This window comes from Thermoflexibacter ruber, assembly GCF_900113045.1.
Lineage (GTDB): Bacteria > Bacteroidota > Bacteroidia > Cytophagales > Thermoflexibacteraceae > Thermoflexibacter > Thermoflexibacter ruber.
Map to the genome: position 1 here is coordinate 1 of NZ_FONY01000033.1, position 13,216 is coordinate 13,216.

Here is a 13,216-nt window from a genome sequence, read left to right on the forward strand (position 1 = left end):
GTAGCTTGTGCGGTGAGGCTTGTGCCTGCGGGGTAGTTGCCAGCGATGTTATTGACTGTACCTCCATTTTCTGCACTGATTTGTAAGGTATATTGGGGTGGGAGAGAGTTTTCTATTCTTATGATTTCTATGGCTGATACAAGAGGTCTATCTACGCTGGCACTAAAAGTAATGTTTAATGTACCATCACTTAGGTTTACAGTAGCTTCTCTTACTATAGCCGTAGGAGGCGAAGCAATAGCATTAAGGTCAATATTTTGCAAATTAGTAGGATTCGTTCCTTCTATACTAACACTAAATACTCTTTTGCCTGTACTGCCAGTAACTTGTACTCCCCAGTAAACCTCTGCAAAATGTAGTCGGACTTTGTATGTGCCATTCGGTAGATTAGGGTAGGCAAAACTAAAAGGGGTAAGGTTTGCACTTCCTGTGTAATAGCTAATAAAAAGCGCATCGCCGTCAGTAGCAAGAATATCTCCGGCTATGGTAGTGCTTTGATCTGCTCCTCCAGAGAAAAACTGACTTGCAGACCAAGACTTTCCAGATGCTATGATTGCCGTTCCGCTTGCGTTGATTCTTTGAATAACTTTGCCTTGTAAGATTTCCCAAGTAAAATTAACGGTATCTCTCAAATTATGATTAGCCGCATCTTTGGCAATGATTCTAACCTGATACGGGCTATTTAGGTAAGTATTTTTTGCAATAGTACCGCTTATCTTTCCCGATAAAGTATCGATAGATAAGCCGTTAGGTAGATTGATAGCCTGATAGACTACAGTACGATAATGATAAGCATTTACTTGGAGGTCAATATTTTCTTCTTCTTGATGAGTCTGATTAGCTATTGCTTCCAAATTTGGAGCGAAATCACCGACACTTAAAGAAATTAGCAATTTGGCTGTTTTATAGCCCTGAGCGGTAGCTATAATTTCATAAGTATAAATGCCTTTACTTAGCCCTTGTGTGTTAAAAGTTAATTCAAACTCAACTGCACTTTCATCTACCATATTTCCTGCATCTTTTTTTACAGAAAGCCAAGAGGGGAGGTTAGATAAATTAACTTCATAATTGGCGGTGCCTGTTACAGTCCATAGCCAAGCAGATTTTTTGCGAATAATTCCAGAGTCTAAGCCGATATTTATATTTTCAGGAAGAAAACCTAATTCATAGACGGGAGTTCTATTAAAATTTTTGATGTATGTATTTTTAATTGGGGCAGAGCCACCTGACGTTGTACTTCCATTTGAAACAATTAGCTTATCTCCTATTACTTTGGCAGAAGGAGCAAGCAGTTTCATGATGGCATTATTTTCATTGCGAAGTGTATCTATCTGCTTCCATGTATTAGTCTTAGGCAAATACTCCATGACAGTTTCTCCTGAAAACTCACCTCCTACGGTAATAATTCGCCCATCAATAGTAAAGGTACCTGGTTCTGCATGAGAATTTGCTTTGGGAAAATCTGCTAAACGAGTCCATTTATTGAGGTAAGGGTCATAAGAAAAGACCCAAGCAATATCATTATTATTGCAATCATGTCCTAATTGACCTGCAATAGAGTAAATCTTGCCTTTGGCAGTAGTTACAGCTCCGTGGATTCGCTCAAAACCGCTTGGGAAAGGAGCTCGCACGCTTTGCCAACCTGCACTTTGATTGTCAAGGTCAAGTATGTAGTGGGTTTGCGTCATTATACAAAACTGATTGACATTGTTAGGCAAATGCGTGCCTCCAGCAAATAAGTACAATTTACGCCCTAATTTAGCCAAAGAACCAGAAGCTAATTTGATAGGCAAAGGAACTCCCTCAGACCAAGTATTTGTACTGATGGAGTATCTCCAAACTTTATCGGTTACTGCTTTAGTACCTTCTAATCTGCCTCCCACTATCCACACTGTATCGCTTACTAAGGCTATTCCGTAATGTGTAAGCCCAGAAGGTTTCCCGTTTTGGTTGGGGATAGAGGCAATCTGAGTCCATTGATTGGTAAAAGGGTCATAGACTTCTGAAGTATTATTGAGTGTCAGATTTTCTAAAAGTCCATTAAAGATATAAATTTTGTTTTGATAAACGATGCTGGCAGCCTCAAAGCGATTACTTGCTGCATCAGCCCTTCGAGTCCACTTCGGATAATCACCAGGAGGGGAGGCTATTTCAGGAGAAAACATTTCCATGGAGGTAAGCTCGGGACTACCTCCTCTATTGCCTGAACCTGCTGCAATAAAGACTTTCTCTGCGTGAAGAATGGCTTGCGTGCCATGTCTTCCACGCTTTAGAGGAGCATACTGTTTCCAAGTAAGATTTTCTAAATCTAAGGCTTCTACTTCACTATGTGCAGTGGTTTGAGCAGTACTTTCTCCACCAATGACCAATAAATCATTTCCTACAACCACATTTGATGCTCCTGCTCTTTGAGTAGGTATGGGTGGAATACTCAAAAACTCCTCTGGGGGTAGATTGCTGTCAGTGAGCCATTTATTTTGAGCAAAATCATATACATCTACCTCGGGGACTGTATTGGCAAAAACATTAGCATTTCTATTAGTCCTACGCCCTCCCACTACAAAAAGTTTGTTATCTTTTACGACGGCGTGAAAGTGGTCGCGGGCACGTGGGGCGTTGGGTAGAGTTTGCCATGTATCTGTGACGGGGTCGTATTCATCAAACCAATTTACCCAACCTCCTGTATGTCCCTGCGTTTGTCCACTGACAAGGTATATTTTATTGTTGTGTAAGACTGCCCCTGCCGAGCCTCTTGGTCGAGGAATGGCTGAGCCTTTCTGCCATGTATTGGTAGTGGGGTTATAAGTGTAAATAAATCCTACGGGTTTTTCTCCTATAAAACCACCACTATTATCCGTATAGCTTCCTGTGAATGCTCCTATGACATATATGAGGTTATTCCAAGTAACAGCTTGGAAGTGATGTAGTTCTATAGGAGGTGCTGCGCCTTGACTCCAGCTATCTGTTTGCGTATCATAGATGCGTATCGATTTGATTCCTCTACCCCCCAATAGATAAAGTTTATTGCCTACTTTGACAAAAGCATTTTCATGGCGTTCCGCACCAGTAGGCGCAGCTGTACGCATGAACCATGTACCTTGGCAAAAAAGTTGGTAGGGGTTATAAAAAAATGAAATACAGAAAAGGCATAATAATAGCCTATTATTTCTAAGCATAATACTGATAATTTAGGAAGTGTAAAGAAAGTTTTGAAAAGTGATATAAAGTTACAAACACAAGGGGCATACAAAAATAAAGTAAAAAATTTTCATAATTGCATAAATAAATCATAAAAATCTAATTTTTAGTCAAGTACAACTACTGCTATCAAGTAGTATGGTTTTTTCTTTTGCTATTGTCGGTTTTTTGAGCAGACTGCTGCCAATTTGTGTCATTGGACACTTCATTGTAGTTAGTAAATATACTTTTAACATAAAATTTTACTCTTATTAATATTTTTTCTTTAATTTGATATTCAATAACATTTTTTTTAATTTAAAACTAAAAATCACATGAGAAATCTTATCAAGAGTGAATCTTCATTCATTCATTTGCTATACTTTTGCTGATATTTTTCTTGTCAGCGTGTCAAAATCAACGAGAGGTTAGAGAAACTATGCAAACTGTTTCTAAAAATGACAAAGATATTGCTTTGACAGCTTATATGAAACAGAACGGCATTGGTTTTCTTTTTATTTCACAGGAACAGAGGGAATTAGCAAAAAAAAACTTGACTTTATAGCAAAATTTTTAGCACCATTTTTAAAAGATGAGCAGTTTGTTGATTTATTTATTAGCGAATCAAAGAAAAATTTAGTAAAAGAGGGAATACCTGGTATATTAGTGAGTGATTTTCTTAAATTTTATGAAGCAAAAACTGGTAAGTCACTGATTTATGTAAATACTCAAAATAAAGTTAATAATGTAGATACAAATAAGTTTCTTGCTTTAGTAGAAGGTTTTGAACTGCAATCAGATAAAGAAACTATTATCATTAAACCTCAAATGTATATGGCTGTCTTAGATGATAGATTTTTTAAAACTTATGAAAAACCGAAAGGAATATTTGCTGCTCATTTTATTGAAACTAATGAAAGTATTAATTTTTATACTATTAATGATAAAGGATATTTACCTACAAATTTTAAATTTAAGAAAGACTTGTCTTTTACTTCAAATATATTCGTAGGAGGTTTTTATGACCAGCGAGATAGATATTTCCTATTTAAAGAGAGTGAAGACAATATCATAAATATGATGAATGCTACGTGTAGTTGTTTTAACAGCCGTCCGAGTCCTATTTGTTTTAATGGGCATTGCTTACCTGGGGCTCAAGTTCAGGATGTGGTTATGTAGAAGAAATTATTCCTCCTGATGGAGGAGAACCTTATGAAGAATGCATACCTTATTGTTGTGAAATCGCTAGATAAATTGTTTTGATGGGTAAATAAGGAGCTAACTCAAAGCTTCTATTTCCCTTCTCACTCATAAATATAATATTCTAACATTTCTTATGAAATTATTATTGATATTGCTTGTCCTATCACATCTACACTGTTTAGGTCAAAATAATAATAATGTGATAGTTTTAGACTCTCTACTAATCCCACTTAAAGATAAATTATTTAGCAATATTCCTCTTATTCAAAAGAAGAATGACAAATTTTTTATTTATGACTTTGTAAGTGAAAGGTTATTAATAGCAGATATAAATCTCAATCCTCTGAAAGATGCCATTTTAAGTCCTGGTAAGGCTCTATTAGTTAATAGTAGTAAGGAGGTAAAATTGTTATATAGAAATATGTACGTAGGCGAAAAAACAATTTACCTATTAAGTTCAAGTATAGATAGATACTCCTACGAATTATTTAAGCAGCCACGTCATAAACTTTCTTATAAAAATCCTAATGATTCTTTCAGGACTATAGCTGTGCCTGATGTGGGTTTTTTAGTGCAAGAAAGTAATAAAAAGAATTATTATTTGGTTAGAATTTATACTCCCTCAACTAAATCTAATCTTGTAGATGTATGTAACAAAGACTTTTACCAAAGACCTATGTATGCGATTTTTGAGAAAAATATGGTAGATACTGCATATACATCTATAGAGAGAATGATAATCCCTCACGATAAGATTTACCAAGAAAAATTGCCTCTTGGGTATACTTATATGCAAACTATTACTTTTGGGAAAAAGGGTCATCTTATCACTACAGAAGGAGCAAGTGAAAAAATACGGATTTATAATATCGAGGGCAAGGAAATAGAAGTATTGGGAGAGAAAGGTAAATATATGACCAAGAATGATACTTTTCCATATTTATTTTATACACAAGATACAAGCAGAGGTTTTTTGCAAAAGGTTGAGAAATTCATGGAACGTAACGCATCCAGGAACCCTGTATATGGTCAAGCCTACTATGATGCCCAAAGTGATAAGATTTATAGGGAATACAGCCCTTCAGTTGTAGAAGAAGAAAGAAGGAGGCGATATATGCAGATTTATCAAAAGAAAAAACTAAGGACAGATATTCCATTTCCCACTGAATACAGGATTATTAGCATAGAAAATAATATTATTTGGACGTATAAAGTAAATCCTGATGGTGAAACTCCACCTCAATTCATCTACAAACTGAAAATTTTAGGAATATGAAAGAATTAATAACTTTGCTCTGTTTGTTTTTATACTTGTTGATTTCAAATAAATCATTAAGCCAATCCAAAATCAATTTTTTAAATTATGAACCAGATAGCATTGCCTACCAAGCTCAAAAACAAGGTAAATCAATTTTCTTATATGCAACTTTAAAAGGCTGTATGCCTTGTAAAGTATTAGAATATCAGGTATTTAGTGATACAACCCTTGCTAACTTTGTCAATCAAAATATGATTGCTGCTAAGTTAAATATTACTGACAAATTTGGCAAGGAAGAATACTTAAAGTGCCTTGATATAGCTAAAAGTCATCATATTAGAGTATATCCCACTATAGTCATTCTCGATAAAAATGGAAAAGAAGTACAAAGGGCTTTTGGTATAGTTACAGCCCAAGGAATTATCAAACTTTTGCAAGAAACTTTTTAATATTAGCTTTTCCAATAAAAGAAAGCCTATTTTGCAAAATAGCACGTTAAGACATCACAAAATTAAAACTCTTTCACTGCCTTAAAAATTGCATCTTTGACTAATTTTTCGTGAGTCCAAGGAATGAAATGGTCTGTATTGGGGATTCTGATCATCTCTACTTTGGCATTGACAAGCATTTTATGAGCAAAGTCAGCGTTGGCAATAGGCACAAGCGAGTCTTTTTCCCCATGAATATAAATCACAGGTTTATTAATATTTCCCCAATAAGGAATGATTTTTTCCAAATCTTCTTTTAAATGTCTAATTTCTCGATTAGAAACGAGCAATCCTCTCGGAAGTAACCAATTAATCAGTAACCACTCAGCAGGATATTGAAACCATTTTGTTTTCTCTAACTCTGGAGCTATGGAGGGGGCTAAAAATATAAGCCCTCTGACTAAGTCAGGATAATCCATAGCTAAGCGTGCTATGACGGGACCGCCGTAAGAATGCCCTACTAAAATCATAGATTTGCCTGATTTGTTAGTTTCTAAGATAGGTTTGATAAGTGCGGCTTGTTTTGCCAAATCTCTTTCTGCTTTCCCAAAATTGGACTTTCCAAAACCCGGTCTATCTACCGCAATGAGCCGCATTTTTTCTACCATACTTGAATCTCCTAAGTAGTCAATGAAAGCGTCCCAAGCCCCTGGAGAGCCATGAATAAGCAGTACGGTGGGCAAGGTATCTGCTCCAATACTTACATAGTGCATCGTTCTTTTCCCTACTTGGTAGGTATGGAATTCTGGCTTGTATTGCTTATTTTGAAAGTATTTAGCCACCTTCTTATCACTCATACGAAATTGCAAACAAGAGGAGAACATTTGCGTAAAAGCAAGAAAAATAGAAAAAACGACTAAATTTTTTAAACTTAGAAACTGTTTGATGTAAGTTTTAAAAACCCTATGGATTAGCATTGGATTTGTGTATAAAAACTGAATGAAAACAAATATACTGATTTTTTATCAAAACAAACCTATTTTAATTCTGAACAAAAAATGATTTTTCTAAAAGACTTAGAATGTGTTTGTGAAATACTTTATACCTTTGTAACATTAAGTTTAACATTAAAAAAACAAAGCATAAACAACGAAAAAATATGATAGTAGGCGTTCCAAAAGAAATTAAAAATAATGAAAATCGCGTGGCACTTACGCCCGCAGGTGCAGATGAGTTAGTAGAACGAGGGCATACGGTATATGTGCAAACTGGAGCAGGCGAAAACAGTGGATTTACTGATGAGGAATACAAAGAAGTAGGAGCAGAGATTTTGGCTACAGCCAAAGAAGTATTTGATATTGCAGAGATGATAGTCAAAGTAAAAGAGCCTATCGAGCAGGAATATGATTTGATTAAACCCAACCAATTGGTTTTCACCTATTTTCACTTTGCCTCTTCGGAAGAACTCACTCATGCCATGATTAAAAGCAATGCAGTTTGCTTGGCTTATGAAACCGTAGAACGTCCTGACCGTAGCTTGCCCTTGCTAATCCCCATGTCAGAGGTGGCAGGAAGGATGTCTGTACAACAGGGAGCGAAATACTTAGAAAAGCCCATCAAAGGACGTGGGATTCTTTTAGGAGGTGTACCGGGTGTAAAAGCGGCAAATGTATTGATTTTAGGCGGTGGAATTGTAGGGACTCATGCTGCAAAAATGGCAGCAGGTTTAGGAGCCAATGTTACACTCATGGACATTAGCCTTCCGCGCCTTCGCCAGTTGGACGACATCATGCCTGCCAATGTAACTACTGTAATGTCAAGTAGATATAATATTATTCAAGAAATTAAGCAATCAGATTTGATTATTGGAGCGGTGCTTATACCAGGTGCCAAAGCCCCTAAACTCATTACGCGCGATATGCTCAAATATATGCACGCAGGTACGGTTATGGTAGATGTAGCGATAGACCAAGGGGGGTGTTTTGAAACAAGCCGTCCTACCACTCACGAAAACCCTACTTACATCATAGACGATGTAGTTCACTACTGCGTAGCTAATATGCCCGGTGCGGTGCCTTATACCTCTACTGTTGCCCTTACCAATGCTACCTTGCCTTACGTAATCCAACTGGCAAATAATGGCTGGAGAAAAGCTTGCAAAGAAAGTAAAGATTTACTGTTAGGTTTGAATGTAGTAAATGGAAAAGTGGTTTACAAAGGAGTAGCAGAGGCATGGAATTTGCCCTATACAGAGGTAAGCGAAGTTTTGGCTTAATCTACTTTGATTTGACCTTATAGTGTTTTCAAACTTTATAAGGTCAATTTTTTACAGATTAATGATTTTTTAGTTTGTATATTAAGTCTATTTTGCAGCATCAAGTAAAGTCATCTCATGCCTATCGTCATTTTATTAGCTTTTTTACTTTCTATATCTCTCTGTCCTAAACCTATCAAGGCGCAAGATAGACCTACTAAAAATCCTATAATTGATAGCCTTTCTGCTTTGCTTACTACTACCAAAGCAAAAGAAAGGGTTGAGGTATTAAATGCCCTGGCATGGGAATGGAGAAACATAGACCCTGCCAGAGCTGTAGGGTATGTTGATGAATCTATTATTCTGAGTCAAAAAATAGGGTATCAAAAAGGATTAGCGTATGCTTATCGCACTAAGTCAAGCATACATTGGAATAGAGGAGATTATACTTTGGCTGTGGAGAATGCTTTGGAGGGACTTCAACTATTTGAAGACATCAATGACTCCTTGGGCATAGCAAATACTTACCTGACTTTGGGAAATATATACAATCGACAACGCAACATACCATATAGCTATGAGTACTACCAAAAAGCTTTAGCAATCTTTACCCCTCTTGGCGAAAAATTGAGAGCTGCCGCCTGCTTGAATAATTTGGCTAACTTACTCTCTTCCAAAGGAGAATACAAACAAGCATCGGAGTATATTGCACGTTCTTTGGCAATTAACAGAGCGATTCATTCACCACAAGGTAAAATCAATCTGGCACATAACCTGAACAACTTAGGCTTTTTGTATTATAAGAGAGAAAAACTTGATTCCGCTCTGTTGGTAATGAAAGAATTTGAAAAAGTAATAGACGAAATTGGTTACAACACCTCAGAAATTCTTATACAAGAAGCTTTTTTAACCTTATCATTTATTTATTTGCAAAAAAAAGAAATAAAGCAAGCCCTGGAATATGCTCAAAAATCCTTGCAAACTTCTGAAAAAATTGCACATAAGTCAGGTATGAGAGATGCCTATAAGCAGTTAGCTACTATCTACTCTGCCCGAAACCAAATCAATCAGGCGTATTGGTATCAAAAAAAATATATTGCTATGAGTGATTCTATTTTGGGCGAAGAGAGTATAGCAAAAATAGCAGAAGCACAAGCCCAATACGAGATGAATGCAAAAGAAAGGCAAATCTTAAACCTAAGAAATGAAAAAATTATTCAAGATGTAAAAATCAGACAACAACAATATTTAGGATATTTTTTAGCTCTATTCTTAGTTTTTATAGGCGTTATTGCTTTTTCATTTTATAGAAATCACCAACAGCAGAAAAAAATCAATCTACTCTTGAATGAAAAAAATCAAGCAATTAGTGAGCAAAAACAAGAGTTAGAAAAAATGAATAAAACCAAAGATAAGTTCTTTTCTATCATAGCTCACGACCTAAAAAGCCCTATTAACTCGCTTAAAGGATTTACAAGTATGCTGGCGAACTATGCTCAAGAAATGAATCCAGAGGAAATTAAGAAAATAGCATCAGACCTTCAATACGCTGTTAATCACACACTTGAACTTGCTGATAACTTGCTGACTTGGGCAAGATTACAAATGGAAAACGTAGCCTATAAACCCGCAGTCATTGACCTTGTAAAAGTAATCGATGAGCAAATCATGCTTTCCCTACCTGCGGCTCAAGCCAAAGCTAATCAATTAGAAAGCCACATTTCTGCTAACTTGAAAGTTATAGCAGATACAGACCATTTACATTTTGTTCTTAGAAATCTCATCAATAATGCCATCAAATTTACTCAAAATGGAAAGATAGAGTTGAGTGCGGAAGTAAAAGATGGCAAAGTACAAGTTGCTGTCAGGGATACAGGGGTAGGAATAAGCCCTGATTTTATTCCTCATATTTTTGATGTAGGCTATAAAAGCAGTACCAAAGGAACAGCAGGAGAAAAAGGCACAGGTTTGGGATTACCTCTTTGCAAAGAATTTATAGAAAAAAATGGAGGAGAAATTTGGGTAGAAAGTACACCCAACCAAGGTAGCACTTTCTTTTTTACACTTCCTGCTTCCTAAAAAATTGAAAACTTTACCTTTCTATCCAAACTTCCCCTGCACGTAGTTTTTAGTACGTTCATGTTGAGGGTTTTCAAAAAGTTGTTTAGTGTCAGCATATTCTATCAATTCTCCTAAGTAGAAAAAAGCGGTTTTGTGGCTAATGCGATAGGCTTGTTGCATATTGTGCGTAACAATCACTACGGTAAAAGTCTTTCTCAGTTCTTCTATGAGTTGCTCTATTTGTAAGGTAGAAAGAGGGTCTAAGGCAGAAGTTGGCTCGTCCATGAGTATAATCTCGGGTTTTACGGCAATAGTGCGGGCTATGCACAGGCGTTGCTGTTGCCCACCAGAAAGGGCTAAAGCACTCTTTTTCAAGTCATTTTTTACCTCGTCCCAGAGTGCCGCTTGCTTCAAAGATTGTTCTACTGTTTCCTCTACCTCAGCCTTTTTATGAATGCCGTTTACTCGCAAGCCATAAGCCACATTTTCAAAAATGCTTTTTGGAAAAGGAGTAGGTTTTTGGAAAACCATGCCTACTTTTTTTCGTAATTCATTGACATCTAATTTTTTATCATAAATATTTTGCCCATCTATGATGATTTCGCCTTTGATGCTTGTGCCATCTATCAAGTCATTCATGCGATTAAGGGTACGCAGGTAAGTCGACTTTCCACAGCCCGAAGGTCCTATCAGAGCCACCACTTCGTTGCGACCAATCTCAATATTTACGTCTTTTAACGCATGAAAATTGCCGTAGTGCAGATGTAGATTTTTTGTTTGTATTAGGCTCATTTTGTACTACTTACTTTAAGTCTTTTTCTAAGAAAATTTGCCAATAAATTCAAAATAAAAATAAGGCTTACTAACACCAAAGCTGTTCCAAAAGCTACATCACGAGAGGCTTGCAAGTTGATGCCACTCGTAGAAAGCACGTAAAGATGATAAGGCAAAGCCATGACAGGTTTGTCTATTGAAAAGTCAATAGTAGGGAGAAAATACGCCACTGCCGTAAAAATAATAGGAGCTGTTTCCCCAGCTACCCTACCCACCGACAAAATTAGTCCTGTAATGATATTAGGCATCGCTGTAGGCAAAACGATTTTCCAGATAGTTTGCCACTTCGTTGCTCCCATAGCATAGCTTGCCAAGCGAAAATTATATTCTACTTGCTTGAGAGATTCTTCTGTAGTCCGAATGACAATCGGCAAAATCATAATTGCCAAAGTAAATGCTCCAGAAATTACGCTTACTCCCCAGCCCAAAGTATTCACAAAAATAGATAAGCCAAATAAGCCGAAAACTACCGAAGGAATACCCGCTAAGTTGTTGGTAATAATAGTGATAAATCTTTTTACTTTTCCGTCTTTGAGGTACTCGTTCATGTAAATTCCTGATAAAATTCCCACAGGAAAGGCAATCAAGGCACTGTAAAATATTAAGAGAAAAGTACCAATAATTGCCGTTACAATTCCCCCTTTCAACATTCCTTCTTTGGGGGCAGCAGTCAAAAACTCCCAGCTGATAATGCCAATGCCTCTCAAGAAAATGAAAAGAAAAACGGTCAATAAAATACCTACTACCAAACCCGCTAAGATTCGGAAAACAGTAAAAGCAAGAGCTTGTTTGATATTTTTTGCGTTTTGCATATCCTATTTTTTCCTTGTAACTAATTCAGCTATCCAATTGATTAAGAAGGTAATGATAAAAAGAATACTCCCTAAGAGAAACAGTGCCTCGTAGTGTATGCCTCCTTGCTGTGCCTCGCCCAGTTCCGAAGCAATCGTTGCGGTAATGGTACGTACAGGTTCTAAAAAACTTGTAGGAATGACTGCCGCATTGCCCGTAACCATGAGTACAGCCATAGTTTCGCCGATTGCCCTACCTATGCCTAAGATACAAGCAGAAATAACCCCCGATTTAGCATAAGGTACGATTACCCTTGCAATAGACTGCCAGTGATTGGCTCCTAAGGCAAAACTTGCCTCTTTCAACTCTTTAGGTACACTGCGAATCGCATCTTCGGAAAGAGTAATAATAGTAGGTAAAGCCATGATTCCCAACAAAATACTTCCTGCTAAGGCAGTTTCCCCTACAGGAAGATTAAATAAATTTTGCAAAAGAGGAACGATATACACCAAGCCAAAAAATCCAAAAACCACCGAAGGAATCCCTGCTAACAACTCAATAAAGGGTTTCAATAGCTCTCTTACTCGTTTTTCTGCAATTTCTGCCATGTAGATAGCTACACCAATGCCAATAGGTAAGGCAAAAAGCATCGCTCCCAAACTTACCCAGAGCGTGCCTAAAATGATAGCTAATACGCCCAACTGAGGGGAAGGGGTAGCCGTAGGATACCAGTCTTTTCCGCTGATAAAACTCCAGAAAGAAATAGGAGCGATTTCCAAATGCACTAAAGAAGTAGCTAAGTATTTTTCAGGAAAAACAGCGATTACACCTTTGTTCTCTTGGACAAACTCTTTAATTTTTTCAGGTAATAAGCTAAAAGATTCACCTAAGTCCTTTTCTGTGAAGTATTTATCTATGTTAGAAAGACTAAAAACTACAATTTTTTCATCTGCTCCCCCCAATTCTTTCCAATTAGTAATGTCTTTTTCAAAAATTTGTCTTATCTCTTGGGCAGTAATTTCCCTTACCTTATTCTCGGCATTAATAACTATGCCGTAACCTTCTTCTAAGGGTTTTTTATTAAATAGTCCACTTCCTTCACGAAACAAAAAAACCACTATCACTACTACCACAAGGGTAGTAATCCAACCACTTCCATAAATGAATCCCTCTATGATTTTTTCTCCTAAATACTTGATTCTCATTCAA

11 protein-coding genes are annotated in these 13,216 nt (G+C 36.7%); 6 read left to right on the forward strand and 5 right to left on the reverse strand.

The genetic code is table 11. The features are described from left to right. A partial coding sequence (locus BM141_RS16520) for a Kelch repeat-containing protein (RefSeq protein WP_091548578.1) occupies positions 1 to 3,086 on the reverse strand: 3,086 nt, incomplete at its 3' end. A 530-nt stretch (positions 3,087 to 3,616) separates the two neighbouring features. Here BM141_RS16520 and BM141_RS23685 point away from each other — a divergent pair. From BM141_RS23685 to BM141_RS16535, 4 genes are all read left to right on the forward strand, one after another. Next, positions 3,617 to 3,742 carry a hypothetical protein gene (locus BM141_RS23685; protein WP_262509464.1) on the forward strand — a complete coding sequence of 42 codons (126 nt, stop codon included), beginning with the start codon at positions 3,617 to 3,619 and terminating at the stop codon, positions 3,740 to 3,742. A gap of 101 nt (positions 3,743 to 3,843) precedes the next feature. After that, positions 3,844 to 4,356 carry a hypothetical protein gene (locus BM141_RS16525; protein WP_091548579.1) on the forward strand — a complete coding sequence of 171 codons (513 nt, stop codon included), beginning with the start codon at positions 3,844 to 3,846 and terminating at the stop codon, positions 4,354 to 4,356. A 223-nt stretch (positions 4,357 to 4,579) separates the two neighbouring features. Continuing rightward, positions 4,580 to 5,656 (forward strand): hypothetical protein, encoded by a 1,077-nt coding sequence (locus tag BM141_RS16530; protein ID WP_091548580.1) that lies wholly within the window; start codon positions 4,580 to 4,582, stop codon positions 5,654 to 5,656. Beyond that, a complete protein-coding gene (locus BM141_RS16535) occupies positions 5,653 to 6,087 on the forward strand; it encodes a thioredoxin fold domain-containing protein (protein ID WP_091548581.1) in 435 nt (144 codons plus the stop codon). Before BM141_RS16530 ends, BM141_RS16535 begins: the two co-directional genes overlap by 4 nt. A gap of 62 nt (positions 6,088 to 6,149) precedes the next feature. Here BM141_RS16535 and BM141_RS16540 read toward each other — a convergent pair whose 3' ends face one another. Next, the gene (locus tag BM141_RS16540) at positions 6,150 to 6,923 is read right to left on the reverse strand and encodes an alpha/beta fold hydrolase (RefSeq protein ID WP_177217421.1); all 774 of its coding nucleotides are present in this window, start codon (positions 6,921 to 6,923) and stop codon (positions 6,150 to 6,152) included. A gap of 302 nt (positions 6,924 to 7,225) precedes the next feature. Between BM141_RS16540 and ald the strand changes: the two genes are divergently transcribed. Both ald and BM141_RS16550 read left to right on the forward strand, forming a co-directional pair. Next, a complete protein-coding gene (ald, locus tag BM141_RS16545; protein ID WP_091548583.1) occupies positions 7,226 to 8,341 on the forward strand; it encodes an alanine dehydrogenase in 1,116 nt (371 codons plus the stop codon). 117 nt (positions 8,342 to 8,458) lie between these two features. After that, positions 8,459 to 10,399, forward strand: a complete 1,941-nt coding sequence (locus BM141_RS16550) for a tetratricopeptide repeat-containing sensor histidine kinase (protein ID WP_091548584.1) — start codon at positions 8,459 to 8,461, stop codon at positions 10,397 to 10,399. 21 nt (positions 10,400 to 10,420) lie between these two features. Here the strand turns inward: BM141_RS16550 and pstB are convergent, their stop codons facing one another. Genes pstB through pstC form a run of 3 tightly spaced genes read right to left on the reverse strand, consistent with a single transcriptional unit; the run spans position 10,421 to position 13,212 of the window. After that, a complete protein-coding gene (gene pstB / locus BM141_RS16555) occupies positions 10,421 to 11,173 on the reverse strand; it encodes a phosphate ABC transporter ATP-binding protein PstB (RefSeq protein WP_091548585.1) in 753 nt (250 codons plus the stop codon). Further along, complete coding sequence (pstA, locus tag BM141_RS16560; protein ID WP_091548586.1) at positions 11,170 to 12,027, reverse strand: phosphate ABC transporter permease PstA; 858 nt, start codon at positions 12,025 to 12,027, stop codon at positions 11,170 to 11,172. The genes pstB and pstA overlap by 4 nt, the downstream gene beginning before the upstream one ends. A gap of 3 nt (positions 12,028 to 12,030) precedes the next feature. Beyond that, positions 12,031 to 13,212: a phosphate ABC transporter permease subunit PstC gene (gene pstC / locus BM141_RS16565; protein WP_221407697.1), complete on the reverse strand. Its 1,182-nt coding sequence runs from the start codon at positions 13,210 to 13,212 to the stop codon at positions 12,031 to 12,033. Between the last annotated feature and the right edge of the window lie 4 nt (positions 13,213 to 13,216).